Origin of the sequence: Adhaeribacter terrigena, from assembly GCF_016623615.1 — a bacterium.
GTDB classification, from domain to species: Bacteria; Bacteroidota; Bacteroidia; order Cytophagales; family Hymenobacteraceae; genus Adhaeribacter_A; species Adhaeribacter_A terrigena.
The window spans coordinates 541409-558227 of record NZ_JAEHFX010000001.1; the positions used below are offsets into that span (position 1 = coordinate 541409).

A 16819-nucleotide genomic window follows, 5' to 3' on the forward strand; every position below is an offset into this window, starting at 1 on the left:
AGTATCATTAAACGCCTTGTTAACTTTTTGGTTACGGAAATTCTGGAAAAAGCTTAAAAAGCAAAAGCCGCAGCAGGTAGTCTGATTTCCCTGCAACGGCTTTCTTAGAAATGTGAAATTAAATGAGATTATGCTGTCTTATTTTTTCTTTGGGGATCTTCCACACCAGAAGTCTATTGGAATATTATACCGAACTTTAACTGCTCTTCCGTTTTGAAATCCAGGTTTCCAGGCTGGCATTGACATAATTATACGAATGAATTCCTGGTCAATATCTTCCCGTACACTTTTAAGGATTTTAGGATCAGTAATTTCACCATTCTGATCAACAACAAAAGAACCAATTACTTGTCCTGAAATTCTATCCCTCATAGCGGTTTCCGGATATTTTACCGAAGAACTTAAAAACTTCATCATAGCATCCTGACCTCCAGGGTATTGAGGATGCTGTTCGATAAAGACATCTTCTGAAATTGCAGCGAGACTATCATAAAGGAATTTTTGTCTTGCCTTAACTTTCTCTAAGTCAGGGTGCGGAATAGAAGAAGGTTTTACTGGCTGGTAATTAGCAATACCGGGAATAAAAAGCATAGCCACTTCTATCCGGTGGCAGGTACTCCAGGAATCAGGGGTTTGATGCTGCAGAATCTGCATGGCATTACCACCTGCTTTTAAAGTCGCCTCCCTGGCAAGTTTTAATACTTCAGGATATGAACAGTTAGTACTGAATCCTGTATCTGAAATTCTAACAATTCCGAGTGACTCCGCTTCGTTAGGTCGTGGCTGTCCGTGCTCAAGAACTGTTACATTTCTCGATCCCGCAGTTATAGTTGTGGAAGGCTGCCTTGAATCTGTAACTTTAACCGATGGTGCACAACCCGTAACCCAAACCGAAAACGCTATGAAAAACAGCAGTAAAAGTCGTGAATGGTGCATGCTTACTTCTTTGCGGCTTTGCGGCGCTGTTTTTCTTTGCTGATCAGGTTGAATTCGCGGGAGCTTTGGCCGGCAATAGCCGTGTTTTCATTCGCGCGGCGCAGTAAATAAGGCATCACTGCTTCCACCGGGCCGTAAGGTACATATTTGGCTACGTTATAACCGGCGTGGGCCAGATTGTAAGATAAATTATCGCTCATGCCCAGCAGCTGCGCAAAGAAAACCCGTTCATCGCTTGGTTGCAGGCCTTTTTCCGCCATCATATCCATTAATAGTGCCGAGCTGGCTTCGTTGTGCGTGCCGGCACAAATGGCAATTCTATCAATGTGGTCGATGCAGAATTTCAGCGCTTCGTTGTAAAGTTTATCCGAAGCTTCTTTGGTGGGGTTTATCGGGCTGGGTTCACCGTGTTCGGCAGCTACGCGGCGTTCTTTTTCCATATATGCGCCCCGAACCAGTTTGCCGCCCAGGTAATAATTTCCTTTCAGCGCATTGTCGTAATCACGCTTAATTACATCCAGACGATCGTGGCGGTAAAGCTGGTAGGTATTGTAAACGATGGCTTTCTGCTTATTGTATTTTTCCATCATTTCATACGTCAGCTGGTCTATCGTTTCCTGTATCCAGCTTTCTTCAGCGTCAATAAAAATACGGACGTTCTTTTCAAAAGCGCGTTTGCAGATCGAATCTACCCGCTGGCGGCCCCGGTCATAAGCCGTTTTTTCGGCTTCCGAAAGCGTTTTGTTTTCCTGCACTTTTTCCAGCAAAACGGTATCGATTACGCCGGTAATTTTGAAGACCGAGAACGGAATGGCTTTGTTGCCGGCCGCTTTTTCAACAGTGGCAATAATTTCATCGCGGGTATGGTCAAAGCTTTTTTCGTTGCCTTCGCCTTCCACCGAATAATCCAGAATGGTACCGATGTGCGATTCGGCCAGCTTATTGATGGTGCCGGTACATTCCTGAATGGTTTCGCCGCCGCAGAAATGTTCGAAAATGGTAGGCTTCACCAGGAATTTAACGGGCAGATGCCATTTAAAAGCCGTTTCCAGGATCGGGCCGCCGGTTTTTACCAGGAAATTATTATTCATGGTAGCAAAAAGCCAGTACATTTTCTGCAGCTCAAAATCAGACTTGGATGCAAACGCAACGGCGGTATCGTCGAAAGAAACTTTTTGACTCGGTTTCATTTAAAAATAAGGTAATTTTACAGCTGCAAAGATACGCAAAAACGTCCGGATTGAACACGGTTTATGCTTATTTCCGGCCAGCCCGAAACCCTGCCTTCCGATCTTTTTGAGCAGAAGCAGCAATATTTTCCGGTTAAAAACGCTATGGTTTCGGGGCTGAAAACCCGCGCCGCCTTTGCCCAGTACACGCAGCTTATGGAACTGAACCCGCACCAGAATTATTTTTCGCAGCTTTTAAATAACCGTCGTCCGCTTCTTATTTCCGGGCCCTGCAGCGCCGAATCGGAAGCGCAGGTTTTAGAAACGGCCTTTGCTTTAAAAAATACCGGCATCGATCTTTTTCGCGCCGGCATCTGGAAACCGCGTTCCAAACCCGGCACGTTCGAAGGCATTGGCGAGATCGGGCTGCAATGGCTGAAGCGCGTGCAAACCGAAATTGGTTTGCCGGTTTCGGTAGAAGTGGCTACGCCGCAGCACATCGAACTGGCGCTAAAATACGGCATCGATGTGTTGTGGATCGGCGCCCGGACTACTGTAAACCCGTTTGTGGTACAGGAATTGGCGGAAGCTTTGCGCGGGGTAGAAATTCCGGTAATGGTAAAAAATCCGGTAAACCCCGATCTGGCTTTATGGGCCGGGGCTTTGGAAAGGTTTTATAATATGGGCATCCGGAGTCTGGCAGCCATACACCGGGGCTTTTCGGTTTTAGGCGAGAACCGCTACCGCAATGCGCCGCTCTGGCAGATCCCCATCGAACTGAAATCCCGTTATAAAAACCTGCCTTTAATTGTAGATCCGAGCCACATTGGCGGGCGCCGCGAGCATATTTTGCCGCTCACGCAGCAGGCCCTCGATCTGGATTACGATGGCCTGATGGTAGAAGTACATCCGAACCCGGCTGTGGCCTTAAGCGATGCCGAACAGCAACTCACCCCCGCCGCTTTTGCCGAAATGCTGACCCGTTTGCAGGTAAGAAGCGCGAATAGCCCCAACCCGGAATTTCAGAATTGCGCCGAAGAGTTGCGGGAAAAAATAGACAATGCCGACCGCGAAATAATTGAAATGCTGGCCCGCCGCATGGCGCTGGTAGAAAAGATAGGCGAATATAAAAAGCAAAACAACGTAACCATTCTGCAAATGGAGCGCTGGAACGAAATTTTTAAAACCCGCCCCGAATGGGCCGCTAAAATGGGGATGAATGCGGAATTTGTAGAGGAATTGTATAAACTAATTCATCTGGAATCTATCCGAAAGCAAACGGAGATTATGGAGCGGTAGTTTTTTTGCTGGAAAGGATAGCGTTTTTCGTCATCCCGACGTCAGGAGAGATCGCATCAAGTTAGTAGTGAGGTTAACTATTGAGTTTTGGAACTTGAAAGGATAGCGTTTTTATAGCTAATTTCTGTTCTTAACTACAAGCATTTTACTTTCAATTGAGCTTTCTCCCTCAAGCCGGGTGGCTTCGTTTCTGCGCTCGCGGCTGCAACCCTTCCTGCCCTTGCGGGCTGCCTGTGGCACCGGAAGTCTTGGAGGCCGCTCGCACAGAAACTGGTGTCAGTTTCCCTTCGTAGCTCGCTTCTTTTTAGGCTACTTTTCTTCAGGCCTTGATTTCAGGTTACGCTGCGCTGGCGATATGTGTGAAAGGAATTTGAAAAAGAAATTCTTTTAATTCTCTTATTGGCTACGCCGAACTTCGTTTCTGAAAATTCAGATTTAAACAAGAAATCCTGTCCATCTCATAAATCCTAAAAATCGTGTTCAATTTCATTGTCCTTTAGCTGACGAATTCAAAAAGCCCTCTTAAAAATCAGGGGAGGGCTTTTTGAATTTTGTAAATCCTTAAATTTTGCAAATTCTGATACAGATAATTGTCTTGAAAATCCTGTAATCCAGAAAATTCTGATTCTGATAAACTCATTTTTTATTCAGCATCCGCTCTAAGCCGTTGGCAATAAAAAGTAAGATACCCAGGCCGAAACTGATGCCTAATTGTTGCGCTGTAAGCGGTGCGAGCCCGAATGTTTTTTGTAAGGGCGGGAAATAGATGGCTAGCAATTGTAATCCGATCGTAACGAAAGTCATTAACATGAATAGCGGGTTGGTTTTTACTGAGAATGGCTTTTTTACGTTGGCTCTTAACCCAAAGGCATTCCCGATCTGAGTAAAACCGATGGTAGCAAAAATCATGGTTTGCCAGGTCTGGTCTTGCGGATTTCCGGGATCGTAGTAAAAGTAACCCGTACCCAAACTGATGATCCCGATCAGAAATCCTGACCAAAGTACATAGCGCAGGTCCGGGGCGGTGAGTACGGGTTGGTCAGGGTGGCGGGGTGGCCTGCTCATGGTGTTTTTTTCGGCCGGCTCCGTTCCTAAACCCAAGCCCATTAAACCGTCGGTAAGTAAATTGAGCCAGAGCAGTTGCAGAGGTCGCAGGGCAATATGAACTCCGAATAAAGGTGCGGCCAGCATTACGAACACTTTTCCCAGGTTCCCGCCTAAGGAGAATTTAATGAAGCGCAGCAGGTTATCGTAAATAACCCGGCCTTCTTCCACGGCGGCTACAATGGTGGCAAAATTATCGTCCAGTAACACCATGTCAGAAGCTTCTTTGGCAACATCGGTGCCGGTAATGCCCATGGCCACGCCAATGTTGGCTTTCTTCAGGGCGGGCGCATCGTTCACCCCGTCGCCTGTCATGGCTACTACTTCACCATTGGCCTGTAAAGCCGAAATGATGCGTAATTTATCTTCCGGCGAAACGCGTGCAAACACTGAAACTTCCTTTACTGCCTCCCGCAGTTCTTCTTCTGAAAGCTGTAGCAGTGCTTCGCCGTTAAGGGCTTTGAAATTTTCGGTTATACCCAGTTCGCGGGCAATGGCAGCAGCCGTAAGCGGATGGTCGCCGGTGATCATGATGGGGCGGATCCCGGCTTTGCGGCATTGGGCTACGGCAGGTTTTACGGCAGCGCGCGGCGGATCGATCATGCCGATCATGCCCACAAAGATCAGGTCCTGCTCCAGGTCAGCTTCGGGTTTTTGAGGCAATTCCGATAGCGTTTTGTAGGCCAGACCCAATACCCGCACGCCTTCGCGCGCCAGGGCTTCGTTGGCTTGCTGCATCTGGTTTAGCCAGGCTTCGGATAGTTTTTCGGTTTGGCCGTTTACCCAGATATGACTGCTGATTTCGAGTAACCCGTCTACGGAGCCTTTGGTAAAAGCCATGAAATTAGTGTCGCGCCAGAATTCAAAAAAAGAGCCGGGCGAATTCTCAGGTAACCGGTGCACCGTAGACATGCGTTTGCGATCCGAATCGAAAGGATATTCACCTACACGGGGCATGTTTTCGAAATGACATTGCAAACCAGCCCGGGCGGCGGCAACAAGTAAAGCGCCTTCGGTGGGGTCGCCAATAATAGTAAACTCTTCGTGTTCGGGGTTGGTAGAAAGCGTGGCGTCGTTGCACCAGGCACCAATGCAAAGCGCCATTTTTACCGTTTCGGAATGTCCGCTTTTCTCCTGAAGATCTTCGAGTTCTACGTGTTGATCCGGAAGTTTGAGGGTAGTGGCGGTCATACGGTTTTCGGTGAGGGTACCGGTTTTATCGGAGCAGATCACGGTTACTGAACCCAGCGTTTCGGCGGCAGGAAGTTTGCGGATCAAGGCGTGGCGTTTCAGCATGCGTTTGGCGCCGATGGCCAGCGTAATGGTAACTACGGCCGGTAAACCTTCGGGCACCACGGCAACGGCTAAACTAATGGCCGTCAGAAACATTTCTTCCGGCGATTCGCCCAGTAAAACCCCGATTCCCAGCATGAGCGCCGCCGCGCCGGCTCCGATCAAAGCCAGCATTTTTCCCAGCCGGTCGAGGCGTTGCTGCAGAGGCGTTTGCAGGTTTTTTACTTCCTGCAGCAAGGTGGCAATTTTGCCGAGCTCGGTTTGCATGCCGGTGCCCGTTACAATGCCCACCCCGCGGCCATAGGTTACGTTGGTGCCCAGGTAAGCCATGTTTTTACGGTCGCCGAGCGGCAGGTCTTCTATTTCCAAAGCCTGGGAAAATTTCTCGACTGCTTCCGCTTCGCCGGTAAGCGCGGCTTCCTGCACCCGGAGGCTGGCACTTTCCAGCAATCGCATATCGGCGGGAATGATGTTGCCGGCTTCCAGCAGCAGAATATCGCCGGGTACCAGCTCCGGGGCGGCAATTTCCTGCACCTTGTTTCCGCGCCGCACCCGCACGGTGGGCACCGACATTTTTTTGAGGGCAGCCATGGCTTTTTCGGCGCGGAATTCCTGCACAAACCCCAGCACCGCAAACAGCACCACAATGGCCAGGATCGCAATGGTCTCTATGGTTTCGCCTAAGAAAAATGAAATAACCGCTGCGGCCAGTAAAATAAGCACCATGGTTTGAGTGAATTGTTCCCAGAGCATTTTCAGCGGATTTTTTCCGCCTTTTTCCTGCAATTCGTTGGGGCCGTATTTTTCCTTGCGCGCCGCAATTTCTTCGGTGGAAAGTCCGGCAGGGGAAGTTTGAAGGGCTTCTAGCGTTTCTTCACCGGAAAGGGTATGCCAATTTTGGTTTATCATGGTGCAGTTTGCCTTTTTCAAAGGAAAAGGCTTCCTAAAACGGTACGTTTTTTAACCGGAAAAGTAATTGGGGTTAAAAGGAATGCTTTCAGGAAATTGAAACAACGGAAAGAAAAGTTGGTTTAGAGTTTTTTATGTAAATTGAATAGCGTTTAAGAACATACCAGATTTTCGATTGCAGCAGCTCATCACCTTTCTTTCCAAACTCGCCAATTTCACCGCTTCCGAACTGGAACAGATTTCCAGCTTCTGGAGCCGGAGGCAAACATTTAATCGCGGCGAATTTATTGTGCGGGCCGGTGAAGTGGAAACGCAGGTGCATTTCGTTTTGGAAGGCACGCAAACCATTCATTACCTGGAAAACGGCAAGGATATTTGCGTGGGTTTTGGCTATCCCGGCACGATCCTGATCGCATATCCTTCGTTTATTACCGGCAAGCCTTCCGATTTTTATTTACAAGCTATTAAAAAAACCGAGCTGCTTTCTTTGAATTATTCCGATTGGAAAATGCTGCTGGAAACGCTGCCGAAATTTAAAGACGTGTGGCATAAACTGACCGAACAGGCCTTACTGGGCATGATGGCGCGGGAAGTGGAATTGCACCTGGCTTCCAATGCCGAACGTTACGAACGGTTATTGAAACGCAGTCCGCAGTTGTTGCAGCAAATTCCGCAACGGTACGTGGCCTCGTATCTGAAAATGGAACCCGAGACGCTGAGCCGCCTGAAAAAAGCAACGGCTTGGAAATCTTGATCCACGTCAAGGTTTCCGGGGAAGCGGCGGCAGTATCTTTGTTTAAAAAACGAAACGCCATGAATCCTACTTTAGACCAATTAACCCGTGAGGTAAGAACGATCGTTCAATTTGCCGAAACAGAACTCAAAAAGCTGCCGATCGAAAAGCTGAATCAACGGCCGGCCAACGGCGGCTGGAGTTTGCTCGAATGCCTGGAGCACCTGAACCGCTACAGCAATTATTACAACCCGGCACTGGAAAAAGCCCTTGCTACTAATTCATCTGCGAAGGGCAATTCGGAAATAACGCTAACCTGGATCGGGAAAAAATCGGTGGAAATGATCGCGCCGAACAATACCAAAAAGCACAAAACCATGAAGAAAATGAATCCTCAGGGCTCGTTGCTGCACGCTTCAGTGGTAGACGAATTTCTGAAAAACCAACAGCAATTACTTTCACTGTTGCAAAAATCAGGACAGACCGATCTGGGTAAAAAAGCTGTTCCGGTTGAGTTTTTCCGCTTGCTGAAAATGAACATCGGCGAAACGCTGCTTTTTATGGTTTTGCACGAACAACGGCACTTTCTGCAACTGCAACGAATTCTGGCGGAAGTAACGACTCGTAGAAATGCAGCAGCTTAAACTTTAAAACCAGATCAAAATTCGGGTGGCACCTTTTAGCCTTAAAACCATAGCGTTTTTGCAAAGTTTCCACGGGTTTTAACTCGTAGAACATTGCTGTTTCCGGCAACTCCTGCAAGCCAAATCCTGACAAATTCCGTACCTTCGGGTTATGGAAAATATTTTCTTCGGAGCCGAAGCCTTTCCCAAACTTCAGGAATTTTTGCAGAATAAAGCTTTTAGCCAGGTGCTGGTTTTGGCTGATGAAAATACCCGCCGCGATTGCTATCCGCTGGTAAAGAAATTCCTGCCGGAACACCAAATTTTGCAAATTACCTCCGGCGAAGCCAACAAAACGCTGCAAACCTGCGAAACGATCTGGCAATTCCTGACTGAAAAGCAATTTGACCGCTGGAGCGTGGTGGTGAATCTGGGCGGCGGCGTAATCGGGGATATGGGTGGTTTTTGTGCAGCACTTTACAAACGCGGCATCACCTTCGTAAACGTGCCTACCACGCTTTTAGCAATGGTAGATGCGAGCGTGGGCGGTAAAACTGGCGTCGATTTTTCCGGGTTTAAGAACCAATTGGGTATTTTTCAGCAACCTACGAGTGTTTTTATCGATCCCGTTTTTCTGGAAACCTTGTCGGGCCGGCAGCTGAAATCGGGTTATGCGGAAATGATCAAGCACTGGCTTATTGCCGATGCGGCCGCTTTTGAAACCCAGCGCTGGAACGGTTTGCTGGCTGCCGACTGGCAGGAATTAATTCCGGAAGCGGTGAAAATTAAGAGCCGGATCGTGCAAGCCGATCCGCTGGAAAACGGTTTGCGCAAAGTGCTGAATTTCGGGCATACTGTGGGGCACGCCGCAGAAAGTTATTTTTTGCAGCAACCCGGCCGCGAACTTTTGCACGGCGAAGCTATTGCGGTGGGCTTGCTATGCGAAAGTTATTTATCGGAACAAAAAGGCTTGCTCAGCAATAGTGAATTAAGCAAGATCGAAACATTCCTGGCTTCGGTTTTCGAGAAAGTGAAACTTACGCCCGAAGATATTGCCGGGATTTTACCTTTTCTGCAACAGGATAAAAAAAATTTCCGGGGCACTATTAATTGCGTGCTGTTGGAAAGTATTGGCAAGCCCGTTTACGACCAACCCGTTACGCTGGCAGAAGTTGAAAAATCCCTGCGGTATTACCAATTGATATGAGCGGAATCTCGATTTCAATTTCGCACCCCACGGGCATTTTACGAGGCACGGTTCAGCTGCCGGCATCTAAATCGGAAAGCAACCGCGCGCTTATTATTCAGGCCTTAAGCCCGGAAAGAATCACGCTCCAAAATTTATCGGATGCGAACGATACGGTTTTGCTGCAACGGCTTTTGCATGCTTCGGAAAAGGAAATCAACGCCGAAGATGCCGGCACAGTGATGCGCTTTTTAACGGCTTATTTCAGCTTAACCAACCAGCCAAAAGTTTTAACCGGCACCGAACGCATGTGTCATCGCCCGATCGGGATATTGGTAGATGCGTTGCGGGAATTGGGCGTGGAAATTAAGTATCTGGGTCAGGAAGGTTTTCCGCCATTGGAAATTAAGGGTTTTGAGCCGAAGTTTTCTGGCAAATCAAATGTGAAATTACGCGGCGATGTGAGCAGCCAATTTATTTCGGCATTGTTGTTATGCGCACCGGTTTTGCCCCATGGTTTGCGGCTGGAACTTGCAGGAAAAATTGCCTCGCGGCCTTATATTGAAATGACGCTGGCTTTGATGCAGCAGTTCGGCATTTCTTCCAGTTTCATAGGAAACGATATTGAAATTGCGCCCAAAACTTATGAAGGCGGAACATTTTCAGTGGAAGCAGATTGGTCGGCGGCAAGTTATTGGTACAGCCTGGTGGCACTGGCGAAAAAATCAGAAATTCTGTTAACTGGTCTGAAAGAAAATTCCCTGCAAGGCGATAGCAAAGTGGCGGAACTAATGAAGGATTTCGGTGTAAAAACGACTTTTCTGAAAGAAGGGATTTTGCTTACGAAAACTGCTGAAACAGCTGAAAAAATTGCCATCGATTTCTCCGATATTCCGGACCTGGCGCAAACCTTTGCGGTGCTGGCTGCGGCAAAAAATATAGCTTTGGAAATGACCGGCCTGGAAAGTCTGCGCATCAAAGAAACCGACCGCATTGCTGCTTTGCAAACCGAGCTGGCTAGATTTGGCGCTACGTTAATGGAAACCAAACCCGGTACTTTTTTAGTGAAAAATGATAGCGTTTTGGGGCGAAAAATTGCCGTCCAAACGTATCACGATCACCGCATGGCGATGGCATTTGCCCCGCTTGCTTTGTTTCAGGAAATTCAAATCGGAAATCCGGAAGTGGTGAAGAAATCGTACCCGCAGTTTTGGAATGAATTGCGGAAAGTGGGGTTTGTGGTGGAAGGAATTTAGTTTGCCAGGAATGCTATGCAAAAAAAAACTCGCCAAAGGGCGACTGATAGTCTCTACCTGTTTATTTCCTGAAAGCCGCCAGCAGCTTTAGGAAATATTCCGGCGCTTTGAACAACCGGCTGCCGTACCAGCTGAACATTTCACCGTCTACGATCATCACTTTTGCCTCCGGACAAATCTGCTGAAATTCCTGAAAATGTTTTTCCTGAAAAGGGTAGGGTTCGGAAGAAAGCAGAATCACTTCCGGCCGGCTTTTGTGCAGCAATTCGATACCGATTTCCGGGTAACGCTCGGCATGGGCAAATACGTTTTCGAAACCGCAGCGCTGCAGCATATCATTTATAAACGTGTTGCTGCCGGCGGCCATGTACGGGTTTTTCCAGATGAAATAGGCGGCCTGGATTTTGTTTTTAGGTTGCGGCAATTGAGCAAAAGCAGTGGCAGTTTTGGAGGCAATTTCGATAGCATTTTCAGCTTTTCCGGTTAGTTCCCCTACTTTCCGGATCATGTCTAAAGAATCTTCCAAAGTAAAAATATCGCTCATCCAGACCGGGTATTTTTCGGCCAGCTTTTCGATGCCTTCCTGGTAATTTTCTTCTTTGTTGCCAATGATCAGATCCGGTTGCAATTCATCAATAACTTTGAAATTGAAATTCTTGGTGCCGCCGATCTTCGTTTTGGGTTTTACTTTTTCCGAAGGGTGAATGCAGAATTTGGTAACGCCCACCACTTCGTTTTCCAGCCCCAGATCGAAAAGCAGCTCCGTTTGCGAAGGCACCAGCGAGATGATCCGTTTGGGTTTTTCAGCTAAAAAGATAGCGTTTTGGAGTTGGTCGGTGAAGGTGGGCACGGTGGTGATTTACGTTTTTGGATTGACGGTTTACGATTTTCCGGGTAGGAGTTTTTAATGGTAAAATGCTGCCTTTTTTCAGTTGCAGTGCTTTGGTCTATGCGCCACTAACCAAAGTTATAGCTTTTCGGTTAAAAGGATAGCCGTTTGGAGTTGATCGGTGAAGTAAGATTTTTAAATATGAAATTAAGAATTTAAAAGGAGAAATGTTTTTAAATGAAAACACCTCACAATTTCGATAGCATGTGAGGTGTTTTTGGTTAATTGTAATTAATTGCTTTGGTTAATAAATTCATTAAGTCTATCCCTTAATTCAATTGCATGAGCTCTATCCAGATTAATGTTTTGTTTATTTACTCTTGGATTTACAGGACGGTCAGCAGGGGAGTTCCAAATCACAAAATATTCATTGTCTGAATTATAATTGAGTACAATATTACTCTCAAATCCAGGAAGATTATTCTGTCTTCTAAGTTCAATTACTCTTGCCATTTCCTTTTCGTTTAGGGTTAATTAATTAGAAAATTACTTCAGATACCGGAAATCCTGGCCGGCTTCGAGCTGCAAAATAAACTCGTACATGAGTTTGATCACATTTTCTACGTCGTCTTTGTGCACGGTTTCTACGGTGGTGTGCATGTATTTCAGGGGCAAAGAAATCAAAGCCGAAGCTACGCCATCGGAAGAATACGCAAACGCATCGGTGTCGGTGCCGGTGGCTCTTGTGGCGGCGGCACGCTGGAATGGAATTTCCTTTTTCTGGGCTGTATCGATGATCATTTGCAGCAGGTTGTTCTGCACCGCCGGGCCGTAGGTTAAAACCGGACCTTTGCCGCAATGCTGGTCGCCGCTGATCTTTTTGTCGTACATCGGGCTTTGCGTGTCGTGGCACACGTCGGTAATGATGGCTACGTTTGGCTTGATACGGTGCGCGATCATTTCGGCACCGCGGAGACCAATTTCTTCCTGCACCGCATTTACCACGTACAATCCGAAGGGCAGTTTTTTCTTGTTTTCTGCTATCATTCGGGCTACTTCCGCGATCATGAAACCGCCAATTCTATTGTCTAATGCACGGCCTACGTAGTATTTGTCGTTCATCACCATCAGTTCGTCGGTGAAAGTAACTACCGTTCCCACGTGGATGCCCAGTTCTTCCACTTCAGCTTTGGTACTGCAACCGCAATCGATGAAAATGTTTTCTACGGTTGGGGCTTTATCGTTTTCCACTTTGCGTACGTGAATGGCCGGCCAGCCAAAAACGCCTTTCACGATGCCTTTGCGGGTGTGGAAATTCACGCGCATACTTGGCGCAATGATGGCATCGGAACCGCCGTTGCGGCGCACGTAAATGTAACCCTGGTCGGTAATGTAATTCACAAACCAGGAAATTTCGTCGGCGTGCGCTTCAATTACCACTTTGTATTCCGCTTCAGGATTGATCACGCCGACTACAGTGCCATAGGTGTCTACAAAATATTCGTCTACGTACGGTTTCAGGTATTCAAGCCACAGTTTCTGGCCCTCGGCTTCGAAACCGGTAGGGGAGGCGTTGTTTAAATATTTCTCTAAAAAATCGAAGGATTCTTTTCTCATAATTTTCAGATATGCAAAGCAAATGTTAATGTGCCCCTTACGCAAGTCGTACTTTTTGGGTCTAAAAACATAGCGTTTTGGGGAGGCCAATATAACGAAAAAAAAGGTTGCCCCCGAATGAGGAACAACCTTTTTGTATTGGAGAAATGATTAACGAAACTACAATGGAATATTGCCGTGTTTCTTGCGCGGAAGTTTCACCGCTTTATTTTCCAGCATTTTAAATGCTTTGATCAGCTTGGTGCGGGTTTCGGAAGGCGTAATTACCTCGTCTATAAAACCACGGTGCGCGGCGCGGTATGGCGTGGCGAATTTCTCCTGGTATTCGGTTACTTTTTCGGCCAGTTTGGCTTCCGGATTTTCTGAGGCGGCAATTTCGCGTTTGAAGATGATTTCGGCAGCACCTTTCGCGCCCATAACGGCAATTTCGGCGGTTGGCCAGGCGTAGTTCATATCCGCGCCGATGTGCTTGGAGTTCATTACATCGTACGCGCCGCCGTAGGCTTTGCGGGTAATTACGGTAATGCGTGGCACGGTAGCTTCGGAGAACGCATACAATAATTTTGCGCCGTTGGTGATGATGCCGCGCCATTCCTGGTCGGTGCCCGGCAGGAAGCCCGGAACGTCTTCCAACACTAAAAGCGGAATGTTGAAGCAGTCGCAGAATCGAACGAAACGGGCAGCTTTGGTAGATGCGTTAATATCGAGAACTCCGGCTAAAACGGCAGGCTGATTGCCCACAATACCGATGCTGCGGCCGGCTAAACGGGCAAAACCTACCACAATGTTTTCGCCGAAATTCTTGTGCACTTCCATGAACGTATCCGCATCGATGATGCCTTCGATCACTTCGCGCATGTCATAAGGTTGGTTGGCGTTGGCAGGGATGATGGTATCGAGCGCCGGACGGGTTTCGTCTTCCTGCGCTTCGTAAGGCACCGCCGGAGCCGTGTCTTCGCAATTCTGCGGCATGTAGCTTAAAAGTGCCTTGATGTTGTTGATGGCTTCCACTTCGTTGGCGCAGGAGAAATGCGTAACGCCGCTTTTCGCACTATGCGTGCTTGCGCCGCCCAATTCTTCGGAAGTTACGTTTTCGTGGGTTACGGTTTTTACTACGTTTGGTCCGGTTACGAACATGTACGAGGTATTTTCCACCATCAGAATAAAGTCGGTGATGGCCGGAGAATATACTGCACCGCCCGCGCACGGACCCATAATGGCAGAGATCTGCGGCACTACGCCGGAAGCCTGTACGTTGCGGTAGAAAATATCGGCGTAACCGCCCAAAGAAACTACGCCTTCCTGGATACGGGCTCCGCCGGAGTCGTTCAGGCCAATTACCGGAGCGCCGTTTTTCATGGCCAGCTCCATAATTTTAACGATCTTCTCGGCGTGGGTTTCGGAAAGCGAGCCGCCTAAAACGGTGAAATCCTGGGAGAAAACGTATACCAGACGACCGTTTACGGTGCCGTAGCCGGTTACCACGCCATCGCCTAAATAGTATTCTTTATCGAGGCCGAAATCTTTGGAGCGGTGCATTACAAACTTGCCGATCTCTTCGAAAGAGCCTTCGTCCATTAATAAGCTGATGCGTTCGCGGGCAGTAAGTTTGCCTTTTTTGTGCTGGGCATCAATGCGGTCCTGGCCGCCGCCTAAGAGGGCTTCGGCATTCTTTTTAGCTAAAATTTCGGTGGGAGTTCCGGTATGGGAATTTGGCATGGTATCCGTTCAAATTTAATTCTGACCCCAAATTTATTAAAGTATGCCGGCATTACTATTTTTTGGATTGGTTTTTTCGGGAGGGATGAGTTTTTGGGGTGGGAGGGATAGCGTTTTTGGGTATTTGTTGGGTTGCATTGGGATTAGTCTTGTAAAAAAAGTTAATACTCATTGAGTAAGTTATAACAATTGCCTATATTGGTAGGCCCCTATATAATTAAACGCTAGTAAGGCTTGTGAATATCCTGTAGAAGGAATGCAGGTAATTCCATAAAGATAGAGTCAAATGAATGAAAGAAAGTTATCAGAACTACAAAAAGAGTATAGAGCCTTCTTTTTAGAGAAGATGAAACTTTATAATGTTAATTCACCTGCTCAATTAACTAAGGAAAAAAAAGGTGAGTTCTTCTCAGAAATAAAGCAAGATTGGGCAAAATGTAAACTATCGAAAAAACAAATCAGGGAGTTCAGTAAAAAGACAACTCAACCAACTGTAGATGGACCAGTAGGATTATACCGTAAGGAATCAATACGTGAAACCGAAAATGAATCAACCATTACGACAAAGCAATGGTCTCAAAAAGAGCTCTTAAATTATCCCAATAAGGAAAAGAAGCACCATCAATCAGAAAGAAAAACATCATATCAGGCGCAAGAACGACTACCACAGGAGTTTACCAAACAAATCATTAAGTCCGAGCCAAATCTTGAGCAAACAGACGATTTGAGAATATTTTTTAAACCTAATAATCATTTTGTTCAAGAAGGACAATATCAGTATCCTGTTGTGAAAATGCCAAGGGAAAACTCAAGTCTGAAGCTTCCAAGGACTGGTCGTTCTAATCAAAAAGGTTATAAAGAAATAGACTTTTTTAAACAACTAAAACAGAATATGGTTGACATTGAAATAGTCAACAATGTTCATATGGTGATACCTAATTTTAATAAGCCTTATGAGCCTGATATTGTTTTGTTTAATAAAAGCTTAAATCTCTATATCGATATTGAAATTGATGAACCCTATGATGGTTATTACAGATACCCTACGCACTATATAAATCCTGAAAATGAAGTTAAGCAAGACAATATCAGAGATTTGTTTTTTACTGAAAGCGGATGGGTTGTTTTAAGATTCACTGAAAAACAAGTTCATTGTCAAGCTGACGAATGCATAGGTTTTATCAGAAATGTACTGAATTCAATTTATAACAGACCATTTTCTAACATTGTAAAATGCCAACAGGAAAACCAGTGGGATTATAACCAATGTATTCAATGGCAAAAATCCTTTTACAGGGAAAAGTATCTTGGAATAGATAGGTTTCAAAAACAATACAGCAACAAGGAAATTGAAATTGATAGCAAAGAAAATGAAAGTATTGAAGACCTAATACAAAGAACGAAAAAATTCAATTTTGATAGTTGGAATGTTGGTGTTACGATTGAACCTGAGTTACACATTTATATAGGAGATGAAACGGGGAATGCAGAGTATATTTCTGTAACAACTCTAATTGAACGTTTTTTTCCTTTTGATTTAAAGAGATATATTGAAAGAAAGGCAGAAGAAGAAAATAGAACGGAGGAAGATGTATTTGATGAATACTCTTTGATGCGGGATGAAGCAGCGGAGAAGGGTACATACCTTCATAATCAAATCGAAAACTTTCTAAAGGGAAAAGAGTTTGATGCAGATTCAAAAGAGTTTAAGCTTTTTCTTAATTTTTACAATAAAGAAATTAAGGTAAGGAATCTTTTATTCAATGATGCTGAAAAAATGATTTTCTCCAACAAGTATAATGTAGCAGGAACAATTGATTGTCTTTTTAAAAAAAATAAGGAAGACGAATATGTAATCCTTGACTGGAAAAGGAGTAAAAAACTCATCATTGATAATCGTCCAAGAATTTTCGGATTTGGCTACGCCTCATCTGAATTATGCCACCTAGATAATTCAAGTTATTATAAATATTGCCTGCAACAGAACATTTACAAACACATAGTTGAAACTGAGTATTCAATGAAAATATCCTCAATGAAGTTAGTCGTGTTACACGAAAACTATTCTAACTATCATATTGTGGATGTACCTAAAATGGAGAAAGAAACCAACATAATTTTAAACTCACTCAAAGTAAAAATCTGA

At 45.8% G+C, this 16819-nt stretch carries 13 protein-coding genes; 6 read left to right on the forward strand and 7 right to left on the reverse strand.

The features are described 5' to 3' along the window. Positions 1–138: 138 nt before the first annotated feature. Both I5M27_RS02210 and I5M27_RS02215 read right to left on the reverse strand, forming a co-directional pair. Complete coding sequence (locus I5M27_RS02210) at positions 139–936, reverse strand: energy transducer TonB (protein ID WP_200504390.1); 798 nt, start codon at positions 934–936, stop codon at positions 139–141. 2 nt (positions 937–938) lie between these two features. After that, on the reverse strand, positions 939–2126 hold the full coding sequence (locus tag I5M27_RS02215; RefSeq protein WP_200504391.1) for a proline dehydrogenase family protein: 1188 nt from the start codon (positions 2124–2126) through the stop codon (positions 939–941). A 195-nt stretch (positions 2127–2321) separates the two neighbouring features. On the opposite strand from I5M27_RS02215, the gene I5M27_RS02220 reads away from it, so the two are divergent. Further along, positions 2322–3404, forward strand: coding sequence for a bifunctional 3-deoxy-7-phosphoheptulonate synthase/chorismate mutase type II (locus I5M27_RS02220; protein ID WP_200504799.1), 1083 nt, complete (start codon positions 2322–2324; stop codon positions 3402–3404). A 636-nt stretch (positions 3405–4040) separates the two neighbouring features. Here the strand turns inward: I5M27_RS02220 and I5M27_RS02225 are convergent. Then, positions 4041–6710 (reverse strand): cation-translocating P-type ATPase, encoded by a 2670-nt coding sequence (locus tag I5M27_RS02225; protein WP_200504392.1) that lies wholly within the window; start codon positions 6708–6710, stop codon positions 4041–4043. Positions 6711–6885: 175 nt separating this feature from the next. On the opposite strand from I5M27_RS02225, the gene I5M27_RS02230 reads away from it, so the two are divergent. The 4 genes from I5M27_RS02230 (at position 6886) to aroA (ending at position 10508) form a co-directional block, all read left to right on the forward strand. Then, positions 6886–7464, forward strand: coding sequence for a Crp/Fnr family transcriptional regulator (locus I5M27_RS02230; RefSeq protein WP_200504393.1), 579 nt, complete (start codon positions 6886–6888; stop codon positions 7462–7464). 59 nt (positions 7465–7523) lie between these two features. Beyond that, a complete protein-coding gene (locus I5M27_RS02235; RefSeq protein WP_200504394.1) occupies positions 7524–8087 on the forward strand; it encodes a DinB family protein in 564 nt (187 codons plus the stop codon). 151 nt (positions 8088–8238) lie between these two features. Beyond that, on the forward strand, positions 8239–9273 hold the full coding sequence (aroB, locus tag I5M27_RS02240; protein WP_200504395.1) for a 3-dehydroquinate synthase: 1035 nt from the start codon (positions 8239–8241) through the stop codon (positions 9271–9273). Continuing rightward, a complete protein-coding gene (gene aroA, locus I5M27_RS02245; protein WP_200504396.1) occupies positions 9270–10508 on the forward strand; it encodes a 3-phosphoshikimate 1-carboxyvinyltransferase in 1239 nt (412 codons plus the stop codon). The genes aroB and aroA overlap by 4 nt, the downstream gene beginning before the upstream one ends. A 61-nt stretch (positions 10509–10569) precedes the next feature. Here aroA and I5M27_RS02250 read toward each other — a convergent pair whose 3' ends face one another. From I5M27_RS02250 to I5M27_RS02265, 4 genes are all read right to left on the reverse strand, one after another. Continuing rightward, positions 10570–11358, reverse strand: a complete 789-nt coding sequence (locus tag I5M27_RS02250; RefSeq protein WP_200504397.1) for an ABC transporter substrate-binding protein — start codon at positions 11356–11358, stop codon at positions 10570–10572. 270 nt (positions 11359–11628) lie between these two features. Then, the gene (locus tag I5M27_RS02255) at positions 11629–11850 is read right to left on the reverse strand and encodes a hypothetical protein (RefSeq protein ID WP_200504398.1); all 222 of its coding nucleotides are present in this window, start codon (positions 11848–11850) and stop codon (positions 11629–11631) included. Positions 11851–11883: 33 nt separating this feature from the next. Next, the gene (locus tag I5M27_RS02260) at positions 11884–12954 is read right to left on the reverse strand and encodes a M42 family metallopeptidase (protein ID WP_200504399.1); all 1071 of its coding nucleotides are present in this window, start codon (positions 12952–12954) and stop codon (positions 11884–11886) included. Positions 12955–13113: 159 nt separating this feature from the next. After that, a complete protein-coding gene (locus tag I5M27_RS02265; RefSeq protein WP_200504400.1) occupies positions 13114–14673 on the reverse strand; it encodes an acyl-CoA carboxylase subunit beta in 1560 nt (519 codons plus the stop codon). 286 nt (positions 14674–14959) lie between these two features. Between I5M27_RS02265 and I5M27_RS02270 the strand changes: the two genes are divergently transcribed. Beyond that, positions 14960–16819, forward strand: coding sequence for a hypothetical protein (locus I5M27_RS02270; RefSeq protein ID WP_200504401.1), 1860 nt, complete (start codon positions 14960–14962; stop codon positions 16817–16819).

Bases quoted from the DNA above. Each gene is read 5' to 3' on its own strand.
- I5M27_RS02210 (WP_200504390.1), bottom strand. From the start codon at position 936: ATGCACCATTCACGACTTTTACTGCTGTTTTTCATAGCGTTTTCGGTT.
- I5M27_RS02215 (WP_200504391.1), bottom strand. From the start codon at position 2,126: ATGAAACCGAGTCAAAAAGTTTCTTTCGACGATACCGCCGTTGCGTTT.
- I5M27_RS02220 (WP_200504799.1), top strand. From the start codon at position 2,322: ATGGAACTGAACCCGCACCAGAATTATTTTTCGCAGCTTTTAAATAAC.
- I5M27_RS02225 (WP_200504392.1), bottom strand. From the start codon at position 6,710: ATGATAAACCAAAATTGGCATACCCTTTCCGGTGAAGAAACGCTAGAA.
- I5M27_RS02235 (WP_200504394.1), top strand. From the start codon at position 7,524: ATGAATCCTACTTTAGACCAATTAACCCGTGAGGTAAGAACGATCGTT.
- aroB (WP_200504395.1), top strand. From the start codon at position 8,239: ATGGAAAATATTTTCTTCGGAGCCGAAGCCTTTCCCAAACTTCAGGAA.
- aroA (WP_200504396.1), top strand. From the start codon at position 9,270: ATGAGCGGAATCTCGATTTCAATTTCGCACCCCACGGGCATTTTACGA.
- I5M27_RS02255 (WP_200504398.1), bottom strand. From the start codon at position 11,850: ATGGCAAGAGTAATTGAACTTAGAAGACAGAATAATCTTCCTGGATTT.
- I5M27_RS02260 (WP_200504399.1), bottom strand. From the start codon at position 12,954: ATGAGAAAAGAATCCTTCGATTTTTTAGAGAAATATTTAAACAACGCC.
- I5M27_RS02265 (WP_200504400.1), bottom strand. From the start codon at position 14,673: ATGCCAAATTCCCATACCGGAACTCCCACCGAAATTTTAGCTAAAAAG.
- I5M27_RS02270 (WP_200504401.1), top strand. From the start codon at position 14,960: ATGAATGAAAGAAAGTTATCAGAACTACAAAAAGAGTATAGAGCCTTC.